Annotated in this window: 17 protein-coding genes; 6 read left to right on the forward strand and 11 right to left on the reverse strand. The window is 61.9% G+C overall.

Going from position 1 to position 20,583, the window contains the following annotated elements:
• Entirely contained in the window at positions 1–1,317 is a 1,317-nt protein-coding gene (locus tag H0Z09_RS12850; protein ID WP_186690952.1) for an OprD family porin, read from the reverse strand.
• 307 nt (positions 1,318–1,624) lie between these two features.
• On the opposite strand from H0Z09_RS12850, the gene mhpT reads away from it, so the two are divergent.
• The gene (gene mhpT / locus H0Z09_RS12855) at positions 1,625–2,857 is read left to right on the forward strand and encodes a 3-(3-hydroxy-phenyl)propionate transporter MhpT (protein ID WP_186690953.1); all 1,233 of its coding nucleotides are present in this window, start codon (positions 1,625–1,627) and stop codon (positions 2,855–2,857) included.
• Here the strand turns inward: mhpT and H0Z09_RS12860 are convergent.
• The 3 genes from H0Z09_RS12860 to H0Z09_RS12870 all read right to left on the reverse strand — a co-directional run bounded on the left by H0Z09_RS12860 (position 2,835) and on the right by H0Z09_RS12870 (position 6,153).
• Positions 2,835–3,782 carry a transporter gene (locus H0Z09_RS12860; RefSeq protein WP_186690954.1) on the reverse strand — a complete coding sequence of 316 codons (948 nt, stop codon included), beginning with the start codon at positions 3,780–3,782 and terminating at the stop codon, positions 2,835–2,837. The genes mhpT and H0Z09_RS12860 overlap by 23 nt on opposite strands.
• 82 nt (positions 3,783–3,864) lie before the next feature.
• On the reverse strand, positions 3,865–4,632 hold the full coding sequence (locus tag H0Z09_RS12865; RefSeq protein WP_186690955.1) for a coniferyl-alcohol dehydrogenase: 768 nt from the start codon (positions 4,630–4,632) through the stop codon (positions 3,865–3,867).
• Positions 4,633–4,677: 45 nt separating this feature from the next.
• Positions 4,678–6,153: a benzaldehyde dehydrogenase gene (locus H0Z09_RS12870; RefSeq protein WP_186690956.1), complete on the reverse strand. Its 1,476-nt coding sequence runs from the start codon at positions 6,151–6,153 to the stop codon at positions 4,678–4,680.
• Between the two features lie 270 nt (positions 6,154–6,423).
• Between H0Z09_RS12870 and H0Z09_RS12875 the strand changes: the two genes are divergently transcribed.
• Positions 6,424–8,175 (forward strand): sigma-54-dependent Fis family transcriptional regulator, encoded by a 1,752-nt coding sequence (locus tag H0Z09_RS12875; RefSeq protein ID WP_186690957.1) that lies wholly within the window; start codon positions 6,424–6,426, stop codon positions 8,173–8,175.
• Between the two features lie 26 nt (positions 8,176–8,201).
• Here H0Z09_RS12875 and H0Z09_RS12880 read toward each other — a convergent pair whose 3' ends face one another.
• Entirely contained in the window at positions 8,202–8,669 is a 468-nt protein-coding gene (locus H0Z09_RS12880; RefSeq protein ID WP_186690979.1) for a helix-turn-helix domain-containing protein, read from the reverse strand.
• A 128-nt stretch (positions 8,670–8,797) separates the two neighbouring features.
• On the opposite strand from H0Z09_RS12880, the gene H0Z09_RS12885 reads away from it, so the two are divergent.
• The 3 genes from H0Z09_RS12885 to H0Z09_RS12895 all read left to right on the forward strand — a co-directional run bounded on the left by H0Z09_RS12885 (position 8,798) and on the right by H0Z09_RS12895 (position 12,137).
• Positions 8,798–9,808, forward strand: a complete 1,011-nt coding sequence (locus H0Z09_RS12885) for a zinc-binding alcohol dehydrogenase family protein (protein ID WP_186690958.1) — start codon at positions 8,798–8,800, stop codon at positions 9,806–9,808.
• A 10-nt stretch (positions 9,809–9,818) separates the two neighbouring features.
• Positions 9,819–11,345 (forward strand): altronate dehydratase family protein, encoded by a 1,527-nt coding sequence (locus tag H0Z09_RS12890; protein WP_186690959.1) that lies wholly within the window; start codon positions 9,819–9,821, stop codon positions 11,343–11,345.
• Positions 11,346–11,408: 63 nt separating this feature from the next.
• Entirely contained in the window at positions 11,409–12,137 is a 729-nt protein-coding gene (locus H0Z09_RS12895) for a FadR/GntR family transcriptional regulator (RefSeq protein WP_186690960.1), read from the forward strand.
• Between the two features lie 42 nt (positions 12,138–12,179).
• On the opposite strand, the gene uxuA is transcribed toward H0Z09_RS12895, so the two are convergent.
• The 6 genes from uxuA to H0Z09_RS12925 form a co-directional block, all read right to left on the reverse strand.
• Complete coding sequence (uxuA, locus tag H0Z09_RS12900) at positions 12,180–13,355, reverse strand: mannonate dehydratase (RefSeq protein ID WP_186690961.1); 1,176 nt, start codon at positions 13,353–13,355, stop codon at positions 12,180–12,182.
• Positions 13,356–13,372: 17 nt separating this feature from the next.
• Positions 13,373–14,830, reverse strand: coding sequence for a mannitol dehydrogenase family protein (locus H0Z09_RS12905; RefSeq protein WP_186690962.1), 1,458 nt, complete (start codon positions 14,828–14,830; stop codon positions 13,373–13,375).
• A gap of 17 nt (positions 14,831–14,847) precedes the next feature.
• Positions 14,848–16,140 (reverse strand): MFS transporter, encoded by a 1,293-nt coding sequence (locus H0Z09_RS12910; RefSeq protein WP_186690963.1) that lies wholly within the window; start codon positions 16,138–16,140, stop codon positions 14,848–14,850.
• Between the two features lie 67 nt (positions 16,141–16,207).
• Positions 16,208–17,239 carry a Zn-dependent oxidoreductase gene (locus H0Z09_RS12915; RefSeq protein WP_186690964.1) on the reverse strand — a complete coding sequence of 344 codons (1,032 nt, stop codon included), beginning with the start codon at positions 17,237–17,239 and terminating at the stop codon, positions 16,208–16,210.
• Positions 17,240–17,306: 67 nt separating this feature from the next.
• Entirely contained in the window at positions 17,307–18,518 is a 1,212-nt protein-coding gene (gene manD, locus H0Z09_RS12920) for a D-mannonate dehydratase ManD (protein ID WP_186690965.1), read from the reverse strand.
• 4 nt (positions 18,519–18,522) lie between these two features.
• On the reverse strand, positions 18,523–19,524 hold the full coding sequence (locus H0Z09_RS12925; RefSeq protein ID WP_186690966.1) for a sugar kinase: 1,002 nt from the start codon (positions 19,522–19,524) through the stop codon (positions 18,523–18,525).
• Positions 19,525–19,676: 152 nt separating this feature from the next.
• Between H0Z09_RS12925 and kdgR the strand changes: the two genes are divergently transcribed.
• Complete coding sequence (gene kdgR, locus H0Z09_RS12930) at positions 19,677–20,459, forward strand: DNA-binding transcriptional regulator KdgR (protein ID WP_076953966.1); 783 nt, start codon at positions 19,677–19,679, stop codon at positions 20,457–20,459.
• Positions 20,460–20,583 lie beyond the last annotated feature (124 nt).

Raw genomic sequence — 20,583 nt, forward strand, 5'->3', positions numbered from 1 at the left:
CTACCAGAGCGCCACGGTGTAGAGCACCAGAAAGCGGGTCTGGTTTTCATCGCGAAAGGCCGCGCCGCCGGGAAAGTCGTTGCGGTAGATCGACTTGCGCGCCATCAGCCCGACGTTTTTCAGCGGGCCACTCTGGATTACGTAGCCCAGCTCCATCTGGAACTCGCGCTCCTTGCGATCCTCGGCATTGAAGGCCGCAAGCTCAATGTTGTCGCCGCGTACATAGCGCAGCCGGGTCTTCAGGCCCGGCACACCCGACGCCGCAAAATCATAGTCATAGATGGCCTGCCAGGTGCGCTCCTTGGCGTTGAGGAAGTCCGAACTCATGGTCAGTTCGCTCATGCCCATCAACTCGGTCCCCGAGATATAGGGCGTGGCCGTTTCCCCGCTGGAATGCATATAGCCCAGGCTGACCCGGTGCCCGCCCAGGCGGTAGCCGAACAGCGCCGAGAGGTTGCGGTTATCCACCTCGCCGGCCTTGGCGCTGCCGTCCTCGCGGCTGAAGAAACTGCGCAGGTCGCTGGTGAGCACACCATCGCCCAGCGGCAGGTTGTGCAGTAATGCCAGGGTGTCCTGCTGGTAAAGGTCCGCCACCTCGGCGTGGTACACGCGCAGGCTGAAGTCCTTGTTGAGCTGATAATCGCCGCCCACATACGCCAGGTGCGAGGTGGTGGCCGTGGCATTGAATCGCCGGTTGGGCGAGGCGATGGTCATGGCCTGGTAGTCGGTGGAGTCGCGCTTGTTGATGCGGTCGATATAGCCGGTATTGAGGGTCAGGCCATCAATATCCTTGGAACTCAACGTGGCGCCGCGAAAGGTCTGCGGCAGCAGGCGCGACGGGCTGGCGAAGGCGAATGGCAGGAAGATCGACACGTCGCCGGCCTTCACGGTGGTCTGGGCAAACCGCAGCTTGGCCGTCGGCGCCAGGCGCGAGTATTCATCGGCGGCACGCTTGTCGCTGGCCGACACCGGCAATAGCTCGGTGCCGCTGCGGTCCGGCGACGAGTCGAGCTTGACCCCCATCAGCCCGCGCACATCCAGCCCAAAACCCACGGTGCCAGGGGTGTACCCTGATTCCAGGTTGAGGATGAACGCCTGGGCCCATTCCCGGGCAGCAGTCTTGGCGCCGTCGTCCTTGTAGTCACGGTCCAGGTAGTAATTGCGCAGCGTCAGGGTGCCATGGCTGTCGTCGATAAACCCCGCCGCCCACGACGGGGCGGGCAGGACACTCAACATCAGCAGCGCGCTGATCAGGCATGGAGTGCTGTTCGACGCACAGCAGGCCGCCGCGACGGCGTCGGTGGGGAGTTTTGGCATGTTCGATGTCCATTTTTTGTTGTTGTTTTAGGGTGGCACACGCTCGGCTCAAGCGGCTTCGCGAACAGAGAATGGAAACAGCAAGCGGCCGTCGTCAACTACCACTGACCGATAATCGAACATTAATAAAATTATCTATTTTGCCTTTGTATACGGCCGTGAGTCCCAAACGGCTGAAATAGACGGCTCCCTTGATGATTGCGCAGGCAGATTCTGCACCCTTCTTTTTATAGTTATATTTGTTATCTTAATTGCCAGCAGCCGGTCAGGCTTGCCACCACAACAAAAACAACAATGAGGTTTGCCCATGAACAGTCCATCGCGTCGTTCGACGCTGACGATCGCTTTGTGTTTTATCGTTGCGCTGATCGAAGGCTTCGACCTGCAGGCGGCCGGCACCACCGCCGCAGGGTTGCGCCACAGCTTTGCCCTCGACCCGAAAATGCTTGGCTGGGTGTTCAGCGTCGGGATTATCGGGCTGCTGCCGGGCGCGTTCTTTGGCGGCTGGATTGCCGACCGTATCGGCCGCAAGAAAATTCTGGTGATGGCGGTGCTGTTGTTCGGGCTGTTCTCCCTGAGCACCGCGTTTGTCGAAAACTATGCAAGCCTGCTGTTGGTGCGCTTCCTCACCGGCCTGGGGTTGGGCGCCGCGCTGCCCAACCTGATCGCCCTATGCGCCGAAGCGGTAAGCGAGCGCAATCGCGGCACGGCCATCAGCGTCATGTACTGCGGTGTGCCGCTGGGCGGTGCATTGGCCGCCGTGGTGGCGATGTTTTCCAGTGAGCACTGGCAAACCACCTTTATCATCGGCGGCCTCGCGCCCCTGCTGGCCGTGCCGTTGATGATCCTGCTGCTGCCTGAATCCAACGCTTTTCGCCAACAACTCGACAACACGCCCGGCACCCGCCCTTCCACCGGCCAGGCACTGTTCGGCGAAGGTCGCGCCCGCACCACACTGGCGTTATGGCTGAGTTACTTCTTCACCCTGACCGTGATGTACATGCTGCTCAACTGGTTGCCGTCGCTGTTGCTGGAACAAGGCTTCAGCAAACCCCAGGCGGGCATGGTGCAGATGCTGTTCAATATCGGCGGTGCCCTGGGTTCACTGCTCGGCGGCGTGCTGCTGGACCGCTGCAATGCTCTCAAGGTGGTGCTGTTCGTGTATGCCGGGTTGCTGGCCGCGCTGGCCGGTGTCGGACTGTCGGTGGGCATCGTGCCCATGGCCATCGCGGGCTTTGCCGCCGGCTTGTTCGTGATGGCTGCGCAACTGGTGCTGTATGCCAGCGCCCCACCCTCCTACCCCACCGCCGTGCGCGCCACCGGCGTCGGTGCGGCCGTGGCCATCGGCCGGCTGGGCTCGGTGGCCGGGCCGCTGGCTGCCGGGCAACTGCTGGCAGCAGGCGCCGGCACCACTGGCGTGCTGCTGGCGACTTCCCCCGGCTTGGTGATCGCCGCACTCACCATCATCAGCGTGATGGTGCGTACGGCGCCGCTGGACCTGCCCGGCACACAGACGTCTAGAACTGGTGCAGCCAGTTGAGCACCAGTTTGTCGCCCTGGGTGCGGTTTTGCGCCTGCTGCTCAAAGTAGGCGTTCACCGACAGCACGTTTTCCTTGTTGAACGCATAGACCAGGCCTGGGCCGATGGCCCAGACCTTTTCTCGGCGCCCGCTCACCGCGTCACCATCGACCTTGGTGTCGGTGATCTGCTTCAGCCAGTAGCCGTTCAACCCCACGCTCAATTGCTGGCTCACGGCATATTGCAGCGTCAGGTTGGCGTGCAGCGCCTGGCCGGCCTGGGTGCTGGAGACATCACCAAAGCCGGCCGCCGGCGCGTCGTTCTTGCCATTCCACAGGTACATGAAGCGCCCGCTGGTCGACCACGTTGGGCTGAACCAGTAGGTGGCCGCGTAATACGGGTTGAAGGACCAGAAGTTGCTGCCAGGGTTGATCGAGCGCTTGCGGTCGTAGGCGCCCACCGGCACCGCGATATCGGCTTCGATGCGCTGGGCCAGCAGCGGGCTGCCGTCAGCGCGGCTCAAGGTCGGCAGTTGCAGGAAGGGCCCGACGATCACATCGCCAAACCCGGCGCGGGAACTCAGCGCCGCGTTGCCCAAACCGTCGTCGACATCGACATGGGCCAGCGACGTATTGATCAGGGTAAAACCCGGCATCGCGCCGTTGACCAGCGGTTGGCCCACATAGATGATCTGCGTGGTCGGCGCCACCACTTCCACGTCCTGTCTGGGCAAGGCCAGCTTGTGCCCGTTGGCATCGTTGAAGCGGCTGGCACGGGAGTACGTCAGGTATTCCTCCAGGTACCAACCGGGACCGGCGGGCGCGGGCGAACCGTCATAGAAACTGGTGCTGCCCAGGTTGAGTCCGGGCAAGTCGTAGGCGTAGGCAGTCGATGACAGCGCGACAAAAATCGTGGCCGCCAGCGCCCGCAAGATAGGCTTGGGCATCTTGTGTGTCCTGTATTTTTTGTTGTTATTCAAGATCCCCGGCGCGGCGGATCCGCACCGGGGCTTAACGCGGTTGCACCGCCTACACGTAGGTGGCCGCAAGCCCGCCATCCACCGGCAGGTTGACGCCGTTGACCCAGCGCGCCGCGTCCGAGCACAGGAAGGCGATCACCGACGCCACCTCATCGGCCAGGGCCGGGCGGATCATGCGTTGGCTGTCCTGGGCCACCCGCTCCGGCCCGAGCATGCTGACGAAGTCGCCCAGAATCGGCGTGAACACCGGCCCCGGCGCGACGCAGTTGATGCGCACCGAGTGGTCGCGGAACCAGCTTTGGGATTGCTGCAGGCTCCAGACGATCAGCGCCTCCTTGAAGTACTGATAACAGGTAGCCTGCTCGACCGGGTTGGCCGCCAGCCACCACTGCCCGGCGCCGAAGTCCTGCGTGGCGGCCAGGGCCTTGTGCTGCTCCAACCGCTGCGGCCACTGCGCCCCGAGGATTGACGCGACATTGACGACGCTGCCACCCGCCGGCATGCGTGGCAGCAGCGCTTGAGTGAGATGGCGCAACCCCAGGTAATTGACCTCACCCACCGTTTGCGCCGGTGCCGTACCGGGCACGCCGGCAATGTTGCACAGCGCATCGACCCGCGCCGGCAGATGCGCCACCAGCGCATCGATGCTCGCCGGATCGCTCAGGTCGGCCTGGAAAAACCCATCCAGGGTCAACTGCGGTTCATGGCGATCAACGCCGATCACCGTGGCGCCCTGGAAGCGCGCCAATTGCGCCACTTGCGCGCCAATGCCGGAGGCAACGCCGGTGACGATCAGGGTTTTGTTGTACAGGTGCATGTTCAAGCCCTCTTATTGTTGTATAGGCATGCGTGTGCCACGGGTTCAGAAGGGATAAGTCGGCGGCGTGTTTTTCACGGTGACCCACTGCCACTGGGTGTACTCATCCCAGTCGGCGGGCCCGCCCACGCTGCCGCCATTGCCGGACGCACCACGCCCACCGAAGGGGTTGATGCACTCGTCTGCCACGGTCTGGTCGTTGATGTGCAGCAGGCCGCAGCCAAGCCGCTCGCCAATGGCCATGGCGCGCCCCACGGAAGGCGAGAGGATGCCGGCCGAGAGGCCGTATTCCGTGCGGTTGGCCAGCTCGATGGCCTCCTCGTCCGTGGCAAAGCTGACCACCGTGGCCACCGGGCCAAATATTTCATCCTCAAAGGCGCGCATGCCCGGCCGGACACCGCTGAGTACGGTGGGCCGGTAGAACAACTGGTCATATTCGCCGCCCGTCTCCAACCGCGCGCCGGCCTGCAGGCTGTCGCTGACGATCTCGTGCACACGCTGCAATTGACGCGCGTTGATCAATGGGCCGAGTGCGGCCTCACCCCGGGCGGCATTGCCCACGGTCAGGGCCCGGGCCTTGTCCACCAGCTTGCGCGTCAGGCTGGCGGCAATGGATTCATGCACGAGTATCAAGCCGGTGGCCATGCAGATTTGTCCCTGATGCAGCCAGGCCCCCCAGGCGGCGTTGCTCGCGGCCAGGTCGAGGTCGGCGTCTTCGAGAATGATCAGCGGGTTCTTGCCGCCCAGCTCCAGCGCGACTTTTTTCAGGTGTCGCCCGGCCACCTGGGCGACTTTGCGCCCCGCCGCCGTGGAGCCCGTGAACGCGATCATCCGCACGTTGGGGTCGCGGCACAGCGCTTCGCCTGCCGGCGCGGCGCCGGGCATTACCTGCAGCAGGCCCTTGGGCAGCCCAGCCTCCTCGAACAGCCGGGCGATGAGGAACCCGCCGCTGACCGGCGTTTGCGGATCGGGCTTGAGCACCACCGCATTGCCCGCCGCCAGGGCCGGTGCCACCGAGCGCAACGACAGCACCAAAGGGAAATTGAACGGCGAAATCACCCCGACCACGCCATGGGGCTGGCGCCGGGCGTAAGACAAGCGCCCCGCCGCACTCGGCAGCACCAGCCCATGGGGTTGGGACAACAGGCCCGCCGCCTGATGCAGCAGCACAATCGCCTCGCGCACTTCGTGTTCGCCCTTGAACAGCGTTGCCCCGGTTTCCCGGGCAACATACAGCGCCAGTTCGGCAAATGACTGCTGGGCCAGGTCGGCAGCTTTGCGAAACACCTGCGCGCGCTCCCGTGGGCCGAGTGCGGCCCATGCCGGCTGGGCCAGGGCCGCACTTCGGCTGGCCATGGCGATATCGGCCGGGCTGGCCATGGCGCAACGCATCAAGGGTTCGCCGGTGGCAGGTTCGATCACGGGGACCATGGCCCCCGAGGCGGGTATCCAATCGCCGTTGAACAGGCATTCGGACTCAAGGGCCCGCTGTAGCAGGTGGGTGGTTTCAGACACTGGCATGGCAACTCCCGGTTCTTGTAATTGTCATCGTCCGCACAGGGTGCAAACGCCGCCTCAAGCCTTGAGCAAAGGCTGTGCCGTTTGCACGCGCCGGCCGGGACATTCGCCGTGGAAGGCTCTAAGTCAGGGCTTGCTGCACACCGCCCAGGCACACCGCGCCCAGCGGCGGTAAAAACCGCAGCCCTGGCACTTGTTCATTTGATAAGGTTATGTTTAATAACTATCTGAGCGGTTACTCATATCGATCATTCGCTTTGCAGGGGCATAACAATGACTAATCCCCACAGCGCGTTGCCTGGCCACCCGGCGGCCACGGCGCCTTATCATCCGCGCGGTGACAGCCGCCAGTTGAGCGACACCAGTTCGCCGACGCCTGCGGAGCTGACCGACTGCCTGTTCTTTTCTCCCGAAGACGGACGTATCTGGCTCAACGACCAACGCATGCTGTTGCTGCACAGTTCCGCCTTCGGTGCCCTGCGCGGGGAGGTCATCGAACGCCTCGGGCTGGAGCAGGCTCGCGGCCTGTTCACACGTACCGGTTACGCCTGCGGCTTGCGCGACGCCCGCTTGATCCGTGAACGCTGGCCGCAGGCCGATGCCGCCGCGGTGTTTCGCGCCGGCACGCACCTGCATACCCTGGAAGGCATGACCAAGGTGGAACCCCTGCACTTCAAATTCGACGCCGATTCCGGGTTCTACGAAGGCGAGTTTCTGTGGCACCACTCGTGCGAGGCCGATGAACACGTGAGCGTCTATGGCATCGGCCAGGACCCGGTGTGCTGGACGGAAACGGGCTATGCCATCGGTTTCGTCAGCGGTCTGTTCGGGCAGATGGTGATCTTTCGCGAAGTGCAATGCCGTGGCATGGGCCACAGCAACTGCAGGGTGATCGGCAAGACGGCCGAACAATGGGGTGACGTCGAACAGGACCTGCGCTACCTGAATGTGTCCCAGCCCATCGGCCGCCCCGCCGCCGCCCCATCCTCCCCACCGCCAAGCGACGGCGCCAGGCTCGGCCAGCCGCAACCGTTGATTGGTGCCAGCGCCGCCTTCAACGCCGCGACCCAGGCCCTGCAACGGGTCGCCCTGACCCCGGCCACGGTGCTGATCAGCGGTGAGTCCGGGGTCGGCAAGGAGATGTTTGCCCGCCAGTTGCACCAACTCAGCCCGCGCCGCGACAGCCCGTTCGTGGCGCTCAATTGCGCGGCCATCCCCGACAACCTCATGGAGGCTGAACTCTTTGGTGTCGAGCGCGGCGCCTACACCGGCGCCACGCACTCGCGTCCCGGACGTTTCGAGCGCGCCCAGGGCGGTACATTGTTTCTGGATGAAATCACCAGCCTCAGCCTGGGCGGGCAAAGCAAACTGCTGCGGGCGTTGCAGGAGCGCGAGATCGAACGCGTCGGCGGCGGACGCGGTATCAAGGTGGATGTGCGGGTGGTTGCCGCCACCAATATTGATCTGCGCAAAGCCGTGGCGGACGGTACGTTCCGCGAAGACCTGTTCTACCGGCTGAATGTCTACCCCATCGCCCTGCCGCCTCTGCGCGAACGCAGGGATGACATCCCGCTGTTGATCAATGCGTTTCTCACCCGGTTCTGCCAGGAATATGTGCGCACGCCTGCGGGCTTGACCATGCGCGCCCTGAAAGTGCTGCTGCGCTACGATTTCGCGGGCAATGTGCGCGAGCTGCAAAACCTGATCGAGCGCGGTTTGATCGCCAGCGATGAAGGCCAAGCCATCGACCTGGTGCATCTGTTTCGCAACGAAGCCCTGCCGGCGGATCCCTATAGCCTGGACGACCACGGCAGCCTGTCAAACGGCGGCCCGGCCCCGGGCTCCGCACTGCTGGACACCCTTGGCCCGTTGGAACAGGGGTTTTCCATCGAAGGCCTGGAATCGCGCCTGATCCACGAAGCACTGCAACGCACCGCCGGCAACCTGGCCGCCGCAGCCCGACTCGTGGGGCTGAGCCGCGCGCAGTTTGCGTATCGATTGAAGAAGCATCAGCGGCACATCTAACAAGGCAGTCGGCTGGATCGCGAACGCTATTGGCCGACCGACGAAGCGCGCACGTCGCTGGGCGTGCGCCCGTAGTGCGCCTTGAAGGCCCTGGCAAAATGCGCCTGGCTGGTGAAGCCTTGACGATAGGCGATCTCGGCAATGTCCAGCCCGCAACTGTCCGCCTGGCTCAGCAGACGGAACGCTCCCTGCAAGCGTTTCTCCAGAATAAAACGATGGGGCTGGACCAGCGATACGAACACCGACTCTTTGGGCACGCTGCGAATCATTGAACCGTCACGCTCGATGACATGTTGGGTACCGGCAATATGGGCGACCCGCACCCGGTCCAGACTCAGATTGTCCTCCCGCGCGCTGAACCCGGTTTCGCTGAAGGACGAGCACTTCAGACCGACCAGTGTCGATGCGTTGTACTGCCCCCAAAAGGCTACGCGCTGATCCACGGGAAGGTCATCGGTACTGGCACGCTTGCTACTGATGCATTCTCCCGAAATATTAATTGGTCGGTCCAATTGTCATTTGCCTAAATTGGTATTGCCAATAATTTTCTCGGTGTGTAGCTTTGAAGCCCTGTCCCGCTGTACGACATCCGTCGCCTGCGCCCCGGCCAAGGAGCCTCAACATGCTGACTGTCATCTGCAATGCACCCGGTTCGTTAACCGCCGTCGAGCGTGAAAAACCGGCCAGAAAGCCCGGCGAAATCCTTATCCGCATCAAGCGCGTCGGGGTCTGCGGCACCGATCTGCATATTTTCACCGGCAATCAGCCCTACCTCGAATACCCGCGTGTGATGGGCCATGAGTTCTCCGGGGTAGTGGAAGAAGCTGACAGCGCCAGCGACCTCAAAAGTGGCGATGTCGTCTACGTGATGCCCTATCTTTCCTGCGGAACATGCATCGCCTGCCGTCAGGGCAAGACCAACTGCTGCACGCGCATCCAAGTGCTGGGGGTTCATTGCGACGGTGCCTTCACCGAATACCTGAGCATCCCCCATGAGTTCGTCCACAAGGCCATGGGGGTGACACTGGACCAGGCCGCGATGATCGAATTCCTGTCAATCGGCGCTCATGCCGTACGGCGTTCAAATATCCAGGCGGATAAACGCGCACTGGTGGTCGGCACCGGCCCAATCGGCATGGCGGCGGCGATTTTCGCCAGTCTGCGTGGCGCGCAGGTCACCGTTCTGGATACGCGCGATGATCGCCTGGCGTTCTGCAAGGAACACCTGAAGATTCACGCGGCGGTGAAAATCGGCGAAGGCGACAAGGAGACCCTGGCTGAACTGACCGAGGGTGACTTTTTCGACGTGGTGTTCGATGCCACCGGCAATGCGCGCGCCATGGAGCGTGGGTTTGAGTTCATCGCGCACGGCGGCACCTATGTGATGATTTCGGTGGTTCGCGATTCCATCACCTTCTCCGACCCTGAATTCCACAAGCGCGAAGCCACATTGATGGGCAGCCGCAACGCCACCCACGAAGACTTCCATTATGTAGAGCAATGCTTGCGCAACGGTTTGATTCCGCACGCCGCCCTCAATACCCATCGACTGACGCTCAGCGATGTCCCCAGCGCGTTCGCCACATTGCTCGACCCCAAACAAGGCGTCGTCAAAGCAATCATCGAGTGTTAGGAGAGACGTGATGAGTGACAGTCAGTCCTTGCTGGTGTTGACACCCGGCGACCATGTTGCCGTGGCTCGAGGCGATATCGCCGCCGGCCAACACCTCAACGCCGACGGTATCGCGCTGATCGCCCGGCAACCGATTCCATCCGGCCACAAGATCGCCCTGCGTGCGCTGTTGGTTGGCCAACAGGTGCTCAAGTACGGCCAAACCATAGGCTTGGCCACTCGCGGCATCGAACCCGGTGATTACGTCCATGTACACAACCTGGACATGCCCGCCACCAACGCCGAACACAGCGTGCAGAACCGCTATGTGCCCACGGTGTTCAGCCATGAACCGGCGACCTTCGAGGGGTTTGTCCGCGATGATGGGCGCGTCGGCACACGCAATTACATCGGTGTTATTTCCAGCGTTAACTGCTCGGCAACCGTCTGCAAACACATCGCCAATGCGTTCTCTCCCGAGCGCCTGAAAGACTTCCCCCATGTCGATGGCGTTGTCGCAATTACCCATGGCAGCGGTTGTGGCATGGGGGCGAAAGGCGAAGGGATCGATATCCTCAAACGGACCTTGCGCGGCTACGCCGATCACCCCAATTTTGCCGGGGTGTTATTGATCGGCCTGGGCTGTGAGGTCAACCAACTCGCGCCTTTGATGAATGAACTGGGGGATCGCTCAGCTACGCTCAAGGCCAGTCTAATCATTCAGGAAGCGGGCGGTACTCGCGAAGCCGTACAACGGGGCATCGCGCACATTGAAGCGATGCTGCCCATCATCAATAGTTTGCGGCGTACCACCGTTGCGGCCAGCCACCTCAGCGTGGGTTTGCAATGCGGCGGCTCGGATGGTTACTCAGGCATCACCGCGAACCCGGCACTCGGGGCGGCGGTGGACCAGCTTGTGCGGCACGGCGGCAGTGCCATTCTTTCGGAAACGCCAGAAATCTATGGCGCTGAACACCTCTTGACGGCACGCGCCGTCTCGGCCGAGGTCTCGGCAAAGTTGATGGCGCGCATCCATTGGTGGGAAGCCTACGTACGCCACCATGACGGTGACATGAACAACAACCCCTCCCCTGGCAACAAGGCCGGCGGCATTACCACCATTCTGGAAAAATCCCTTGGCGCCGTGGCGAAAGCCGGCACCACCGGGTTAATGGGCGTTTATCACTACGCCCAAACGATCGATACCCACGGACTGGTATTCATGGACACGCCTGGCTACGACCCCGTGTCAGCCACCGGCCAAGTAGCGGGAGGCGCGAATCTCATCTGCTTTACCACAGGCCGTGGCTCGACCTACGGGTGCAAACCCACTCCCTCTTTAAAAATTGCTACCAACACCGGCCTGTTCCATCGCATGGAACTGGATATGGACTTCAATGCCGGCGGTATTGTCGATGGCCTGGAATCGGTGGCGCAGGCCGGTGAGCGGCTGTTTCAATTGATGCTCGACACCGCCTCCGGACGCCCCACGTGCAGCGAAGAAAACGGCTTGGGCGACAACGAGTTCCTGCCCTGGCAGATGGGCGCGGTGATGTGAAACGAACAGCCACTCATCCGGGCTATGGTAGCCTTCGCAAACTTCCTGAAGGACGCCGTACCGATGGCCGCACCGACAAACGCCTCTGAGCGAAAGCCGTATCAGAAAATCGCCGACCAGCTTCGGAACTACATCTTGCAGGGGGATTTCAAACCCGGCTCACGGCTTCCTCCCGAGCGCGATTTGACGCAACGTCTTGGTGTCTCCAGACCCTCGCTGCGCGAAGCGCTGATCGCCCTGGAAATAGAAGGCGTGGTTGACATCAAGATGGGCTCAGGCGTGTACGTCAGAGCCCTGGCCTTGGAAGGCACAAATAACACCGTAACGCTCGGCGAAAGTCCCTCGGAGCTTATGCAGGCGCGTGCCTTGATCGAAGGTGAGTCGATAATTCTGGCTTGTCTGCACGCTAAAAAAAGCGACTATCGCTACCTTCAGGAATGTATTGATGCCATGCGTGCCTCCATCGAAAAGGGTTTGCCGCCTCTGGAGGATGACCGCAAGTTTCACCATCGCCTGGCTAAAATGAGCGGCAACTCTGCCTTGGTCCGGATCATCACCGGGCTCTTTGATGAGCGACATAACCCTATCTCGGCGCACTTGAGCAAACATTCAGAGAACGCTTTGACCTGGCAAGCGGCCGTCATCGAGCATGAAGCAATCCTTCGCGCCGTGGCCCAAAAAGACATGCTCGGTGCACAAACCTCAATGCGCCAGCATCTGAGCCGTTCGGAAAATCGTTGGTTGCAAGCGCTGGAGCCGCAAGAGCTCACGGCCAATGGACAGAACAAGTAGCCAACGGTTTGCCCGCTGGCAACTTGCTCCGTTTTCATGCCATCAAGGCAGTTGTTGGCGCACCGCCAATTCCACACCGCGGATTTCCGCCAGCCCCTTGAGGCGACCGATCAGCGAATAGCCCGGGTTGCTTTTACGGTGCTGGTCGTCGAGCAGTTGATGCCCATGGTCGGGACGCAGCGGCAAGCGTGGGCCGCCTTCGCGTTCACGCCTGCGCTCTTCGGCCACCAGGGCACCAATGACCCCGACCATGTCGACGTCGCCGTCCAGGTGATGGGCCTCGTGGAAGCTGCGCGGGTCGGCCTCGCGGCGGGTTGAACGCAGGTGGGTGAAGTAGATGAACGGCGCAAAGTGCTTGGCCATCGCCACCAGATCGTTGTCTTCACGCACGCCATAAGAGCCGGTACAGAACGTCAGGCCATTGGCGGCGCTGGGCGCCGCGTCCAGCAGCCATTGGGCATCCTCGGCGGTCGACAGGATGCGCGGCAAGCCAAGCAGCGCTCGGGGTGGATCGTCCGGATGGATCGCCATGCGCACGCCCACCTCCTCCGCCACCGGTATCACCGCGCGCAGAAAGTACCCCAGGTGCTCACGCAACCTGTCGGCGTCGATGTCAGCGTAGGTGCGCAGCAACGCCCGAAAGTCATCCAAGCTGTAATGCTCCTCGGCACCGGGCAGACCGGCGATCAAGGTATTGACCAATGTTTCGCTGCGGGCCGGCGTCAGTTGCTCGAAGTAGGTTCTGGCCCGCTGGATATCTTCGGCGCTGTATTCGGCTTGGGCGTCCGGGCGCTGGAGGATGAACAGGTCGAACGCAGCGAACGCGGTTTGATCGAAACGCAGCGCCCAACCGCCATCCGCCAGCTCCCAGGCCAGGTCAGTGCGGGTCCAGTCCAGCACCGGCATGAAGTTGTAGCACACGATATCGATGCCGCAGCTCGCCAGGTTGCGCACGCTTTGCTGATAATTGGCGATGTACTCGTCACGCCGGCCGCAGCCGCGCTTGATGTCTTCGTGCACCGGAATGCTTTCCACCACCGACCAGCTCAAGCCCGCGGCTTCGATCATCTGCTTGCGCGCCGCGATAGCTTCCACCGGCCAGACTTGGCCATTGGGAATTTCGTGCAGCGCGGTGACAATGCCGGTCGCGCCGGTTTGACGCACGTCCGCCAGGGAGATCGGATCCTTGGGGCCAAACCAACGCCATGTGTGTTCCATGCTGTGCTCCTTTCCTGTTAGTGGTGTGCGGCAAAGTTGTGCAAAAGGCTGACCATGCCATCGCGGACCAGGGCGGCGTAGGCGCTTTGTACAGCGTCACGAAAGGCAGGGCGATCCGACAGGCTGGCCGGGAACACTTCGTCCAGGCCGAGAAAGGCATCCACCAAGGCCGCGCCTTCGAACCGCCCGGCAAGCTCGGCAAAGGTGGCGCTCAAGGGGTCGTCGATCACCGGTGCCGAACCGTCGGGGCGCGGCTGCGTGCAGTCGTGAATCCAGGCCGCGATACCCAATGCGGTACAGCTCAGGTCACGCCCTTCACCGAGCAATTGCTGCGCGCCAAGCAACCAGCGTTGCGGCAGTTTCTGCGAACCGTCCATCGCGATCTGGCGCAAACGGTGTTGCAGGCTGTCATTGGCAAATCGCGCCTTGAGATCGCGGGCGTAGAGCGCAAGATCGATGCCCGCCGGCATGGCCAGGGTCGGCGCGGCTTCCTCGGCCATATAGCGTGCGATGAAACGCGCCAGATCCGCATCGTTGATGGCTTCGAACACCAAGTCGTGGCCGGCCAGCAGCCCCACGTAGGCCAGCAACGAATGGCTGCCGTTGAGCATGCGCAGCTTCATGGTTTCAAATGGACGCACATCGCCCACCATCTGCACGCCTTCCTCCTCCCAGTCCGGACGCCCGAGAGGAAAGTGATCTTCGATCACCCACTGGCTGAAGCTTTCACAGACCACCGCCGCACGGTCGGGGCAATCCAGTTGCTGCTCCAGCCGGGTGAAGGACTCGCCGTCCATGGCGGGAACGATCCGGTCAACCATGCAGCCTGGGAACGCCACATGCTCATTGACCCATTGCGCCAGGACTGGGTCCTGCAACGCCGCCAACGCGCTCACCGCCTGGCGAGTGCGCTGGCCGTTGTCGGGCATGTTGTCGCAGCACAGCACCGTAAACGCAGGCGTGCCTGTGGCGCGGCGGCGGCGCAGGGCTTCGAGGATAATACCGGGCGCCGTGCGCGGCGCTTGGGGATACGCAATGTCATGGACAATCGCTGGATCTTCGGTGCGTAGCTGTCCGGTGGCCGGGTTCAGGCAATAACCTTTCTCGGTGACGGTGAGCGTGACGATCCGGGTTTGCGGCGCGGCCATGCGCTGCAACAGTTGCTCCAACTCATGGCCGCCCTCGCCCACATACAAGGCCTGGCGCAGTACACCGATCTCACGCAGCGTCACCCGCTCGCGGTCACGGTATTCGGCCACATGATAGCGACCCTTCTGCGCGCGCAATTGATCAACCAATGTGCGATTCGAGCGCAGGTTGGCGCTGCACAATCCCCAATCGCTTTCGCCATGACGGTTGAGATGGCGTTGCAGGTAGACCGCCTGGTGGGCGCGATGAAACGCCCCCAGGCCAAGATGCACGATCCCGATGTCACGGACAGTGCCGGCTGAGGGCACACGGTTCACGGTGGGCATCGACAGGCTCCTTTGAGTTATGGCCGGCTCAGGGCCGAAACGGGTTGCGGGCTCACTGCCTGCGCGTTACCGGTATCCGCCGCCGAAAGCGGTTTGACATAACGCGCTACGCACACGGCGCCAATCACGGTCAACAATCCCGCCAGCAGGAATGCACTGGTGAACGAACCGGTGAATTGCACCAGAAAGCCCGTCAAGGTCGGACCAATGATGCCCGAGGTATTCGCCAGGAAATGCATGAAGCCACTGACGCCACCCACCCGCGCGGCAGGCACGGTGTCCTGGATGATCGCCCAATAGATGGCACCCGTGAGGTAAAGGAAGAACACGGCCAGGGCAACGAGGATAACTGCCGGATACAAGGTCTTGACCACCCCGGCAACCGCAATACACGCGGCGCAGAGCAACAGGCAGGTCACCAGTACCACCTTGCGGGAGAACATCATCCGCCCGGTTTTCTTGAACACGAAGTCGGAAATGAAACCGCCCAGGGCCAGGCCGAGGAACCCCAGGACCCAGGGAATGACCGTGGCGATGCTCATGTCCTTGACGTTGAGACCGTGGGCCATGGTCAGGTAACTGGGGAACCAGGTCAGGAAGAAGAACAGCGTGTAGTTATAGGAGAAAAACGCCAGGGACGTGAACAGCACCGTGGGCTGCTTGAGGTAGTACCGCAGCGGGAACACCGGCTGCGCCGCCAGCTCGCTTTGACCCTCGGCCCGCAGGATATCCTCGGCACCCTCGCCTTCAGGCCGTTCCTTGACGAATTTGTACCACACCGCCGCCCAGACCAGGCCGATCGCCATGATGATAATGAACGACACCTTCCAGCCGTAGGTGACGGCGATGAAGCCCACCACCGGCCCGGAAATCGCACCGCCCAACGGCGTGCCGGACATTGACGTGCCCAGCGCCCGCGCCCTTTGCTTGGGGGTGTACCAGTTGTTGACCATTTTGCTCGTGGTCACGCTCAACGGCCCTTCACCCATGCCGAACAGGATGCGGATCAATACCAGCGAGGCAAAGCCCACCGTCAGCACCGTGAGACCGCTGAACAGCGACCACAGCACCATCGCCAGCAACAGCGTGGTTTTCGCGCCGTAGCGGTCGGCCGCCCAGCCGCCGATAAAGTTGAACACGGCATAACCGACGAAAAAACTACTGAAGATCATGCCCATTTCACCCGTCGAAAGACCGTAGTCCTTCTGGATGAACGGCGCGGCAACGGACAATGCCGAGCGATCCAGGTAATTGATGACGCCCGCCAGGAACAGCATGATGATGATTAATGTGCGACCTTGACCAAACATTGGAACCTCCCGCTTCTTGTGTTTATTCGGTGAGGGTGCCCGTGTGGGCACGCGTGTCTACGGATGACTAGGGATGCGCGCCGCTCAGTTCCACAAGGACCTTGCGGGTTTGTTCGGGATGGTTTTCGATCAAATCGATGGCCCCCGGCATGTCGTCGAAGCTCACGCGGTGGCTGATCAGTTCCCGCACCTGCAATTTGCCGCTGGCGATCAGCTCGATCACCTTTGGAAATTTGCGATTGTTCAGGCGCGATCCCACCAGCGTCAGTTCTTTCTTGATCATTTCCAGTTGCACCAGGTCGCTCGGCACGGTGTTGAAACCCAGCAGGCCGATACGCCCCGCAGGCGAGGCCAGGCGCACCATCTGCGGCATCAGCGCGGGGATGCAGGCGGCGTCGACAATCAGCGGCACGCCTTCGCCCTGGGTCAATTCGCGCATCGTTGCTTCGACGTCGACGTCCTGGCCGTTGAGAGTGCGGCTGGCCCCGAGTGCCCTGGCCGCCTCCAGGCGTGTATCGAGGACGTCGGTCACGGTGATATCGGTCATCCCCAGCGCCCGTGCCATCTGCACCAGCGTCAAGCCGATCACGCCCGCGCCGTAGATCAACAGGCTGTCGCCCGGTTCGGGCTGCATGCGGTCCAGCACGTTGAGGGCGATGGTGTACGGTTCCACCAGCGCTGCATGGCTCAGGGACATCGAGTCCGGCAAGCGGTGGGCATTGTCCGCGGGGACGCAGACTTGCTCGCTGAACCCGCCATCGCGGTGCACGCCAATCACTTGCAGCCGGGTGCAGACGTTCGGTCGGTTGATTCGGCAGGGATAACAGGTGCCACAGCTGATGACCGGGTCAATGCACACGCGGTCGCCGACCTTGAGATTATCGACCCCCTCGCCCACTTCCCGTACCACGCCGGAGAACTCATGGCCGGTCACACGCGGAAACCGCACAAACGCGTTTTGCCCGTGAATGATGTGCATGTCCGAGCCGCAGATACCGGCGTAGGCGACGTCAACCTTGACTTCGCCAGGCGCGACGTGGGGCACCTCGACTTGCGCCAGGCCGTATTCAAAAGGGGCTCTTACTTGAAATGCTTTCATCGGGTAACTCCTGACAGGGCGGGTGGCACTCTGTGTTCTGTCGTTATCAAATCAATCGAGGCAGCGCTTACCAATGCCATAGCGTGCCGTCTTCCAGGCGATTGACCGGCAGGCTGGCGCGCTTGTAGGGGTATTTCGCCGCGAGGCTCTCGTCGATGTCGACGCCATGCCCTGGCGTTTCGCCCGGTGTAAAGTGGCCATCCTCGAAGCGATAGGCGTGGGGAAACACTTCGTCGATACGTTCGTCGTGGGGCATGTGCTCCTGAATGCCGAAGTTGGGCACCCAGGTATCGAAATGCAGCGCCGCGCCCATGCACACCGGCGACAGGTCGGTGGCGCCATGAAAGCCGGTGCGCACCTGGTAGAGCGCAGCAAAGTCAGCAATGCGGCGCACATGGGTGATGCCACCGGCGTGTACCAGGGTGGCGCGGATGTAGTCGATCAGCTGCTCCTGGATCAGCTCGCGGCAGTCATGGATGGAGTTGAACACTTCACCCACTGCCAGCGGCGTGGTGGTGTGCTGGCGTATCAGGCGGAAGGCTTCCTGATTCTCGGCCGGGGTGCAGTCTTCCAGCCAGAACAGGTTGAAGGGCTCCACCGCCTTGCCCAGGCGCCCTGCTTCAATCGGCGTGAGGCGATGGTGCACGTCGTGCAGGATGTGCAAGTCATCGCCGAATCGCTCGCGCACGGCGGCGAACAGCTTGGGTACATGGTTCAGGTATTTGGCGGTGTCCCACACGTGCTCGGCAGGCAGGTCGCTGTCGGCGGGTTCATAACGCTCACCGCTGCGCTTGGCCACGCCATAGGTGGTGGCGATGCCGGGAATCCCGCATTGCACGCGCACCGCCTTGTAACCCAGCTCGACATGCCGGGCGACTTCGTCCAGGCAACCTTCGATGTCCCTACCCGTGGCATGCCCGTAGACCATCACGCGCTCGCGGCTTTTGCCACCGAGCAGTTGGTACAACGGCATCTGCGCGGCCTTGGCCTTGATGTCCCACAGGGCGATGTCCACGGCGGCAATCGCGGTCATGGTCACCGGACCACGGCGCCAGTAGGCGCCGCGATACAGGTACTGCCAGATGTCCTCGATGCGCTGGGCATCGCGACCGATCAAGGCGGGCAATACGTGCTCTTCAAGGTAGGCGACCACCGCCATTTCCCGGCCGTTCAAGGTCGCATCACCGATGCCGTAGATGCCCGAATCGGTGACGATTTTCAATGTGATCAGATTGCGCCCCGGGCAGGTAACAATGACGCGGGCTTCAATGATTTTCATAAAGTCAGGCCTCTGTTGCAGAAGAAAATGAAGGCATTTTCAAGCTCGGCATGGCAGCACCAGGGATCAGCGCGCCACGGTGCTGGACGACTCGGGCAGCCAGGCGATGCCCCCAACGCGCAGCCAGTTGTGGATCACCGCCCTGGAGGCGACACGAAAGATAGGCCGCACTGAAGGAATCGCCCGCCGCCGTGGTATCGACGACGTGCCGCACCTGCTCGGCGGGCACTTCAAAACGACCCGAATCGCACTGCACCAGGCACGAGGCGGCGCCGCGCTTGAGGGCGATTTCACCCACGCCAAACGCCGCGTAAGCGCGAAACAACACCTCGACATCGGCATAACCGAACAGGGCCGCGTCGTCCTCCCAGGTAATCAGCGCCAGGTCAGTCAGGCGCAGCATGTCGCCATAGGCCTGGCGTGCAGCCTGGGTATCGGGCCATAGATGGGGACGGTAATTGTTGTCGAAGACGATACGCGCGCCGGCTTCACGGGCCAGTCGCAGGGCATGCAGCAGGCGCTCACGGCCACCGGCCGTGAGAATCGCCAGGCTGATGCCGCTCACATAGATGTAGTCGTAATCCGCAAGGGCATGCAGTGCGGCGTCTGCTTCAGCGCCGTCGAACATGCGTCGCGCTGCGGCTTCGCCACGCCAATAAAGAAAGCGTCTTTCGCCTTGGCTATCGGTCTGGATGAAGTACAAGCCCGGCAGCGCATCCTCGATCACGCGCACATGTGGGTCGCCGACACCTTCGGCACGCCACAACTGACGCATTGCGTCACTGAAACTGTCGGCACCGATGGCGGTGACGTAGTCCGCGACAATGCGCTCAGACGCGTTCAATCGGCAGAAATAAACGGCCACGTTAAGTGTGTCGCCGCCAAACGTCTGGCTGAGACCCGCGACGGGATCGCTGCGCATCTCGATCATGCACTCACCCACCAGCGCCACTTTGAGCGGGCCAGATGGAGCAAATTGCGGGCGTTGCCTTGAATTTAACGTCATTCCTGCGCGCCTTTGTTATTTTTAAAACGGCGTTTCATTTCGAGCTTGCGTGGTCGAGTTTAATCAGATTTCCCACACCGTCAAGAAAAATGAAACAGCGTTTTGATTCGCCAGCGTATATCCTTGGGTTTTCCGTTTCCGTTGGAGCCTTCATGGACAACAGCACCCTCCAGAACAACGAACTGGTTTCCGCCGTCGCAAGGACCATGGCCGTGCTTGAAGCGCTGGCCGAGCATCCAGAGGAAAGCGGCGTATCGGAAATCGCGCAGAAACTGGACATGTCCAAAAGCACGGTTTACCGGTTCCTGCAGTCCCTCAAGGCGCGCGGCTATGTAGTGCAGGACGCCGAGGATCGCTATCGGCTCAGCGTTCGGCTATTTGAACTGGGCGCCCAGGCCCTGCCCCACCTGGACATCGTCCGTGAGGCGGAACCGGGCATGCGGCGAATCAACGAATTGACCGGCGAGACAGTGCACCTGGGTATTCTCGACGAAGGCAGCATCGTCTACGTGCACAAGATCGACTCCAAGTACAACCTGCGCATGTACTCGCGCATCGGCCGACGTGCGCCGCTGTATTGCACCGGGATCGGCAAGGTACTCATGGCCTGGCTGGACCAGCCGGAGCTGATCGCCCACTTGCAGGAAGAAAGTTTTGAGCGCCGCACCGCCAACACCCTGGTCAGCATCGAGGCGTATCTGCAAGAGCTGGAAGTGGTGCGCGCCCAAGGTTATGCCGAAGACCATGAAGAGTTCGAAGACAATATGCGCTGCCTGGCCGCACCGATCCGCGACCGTTTCGGCCACGTGATAGGGGGTATGAGCGTGTCCTTCCCCTGCTTCCGTTTTCGCGAAGAGCTCAAGCAGGACTACGTTAATCGGCTGATGGAAACCACGCAGCAGATTTCCAGGCAGTTAGGCTGGCAGGCGCCGTAGCTCAGGTAATCCACCCCGCTTCGGCGGTACTTCAGTGCTCGATTGTCCACGCGAAGACGAGCTGGATTTCAATCGATCCCCAGCCATTTCACCTGGACGAAGCCACGGCAAGCGCCACGCTCTT

Origin of the sequence: Pseudomonas sp. SWRI18, from assembly GCF_014268345.1 — a bacterium.
In the GTDB taxonomy this organism is placed as follows: Bacteria; Pseudomonadota; Gammaproteobacteria; order Pseudomonadales; family Pseudomonadaceae; genus Aquipseudomonas; species Aquipseudomonas cedrina.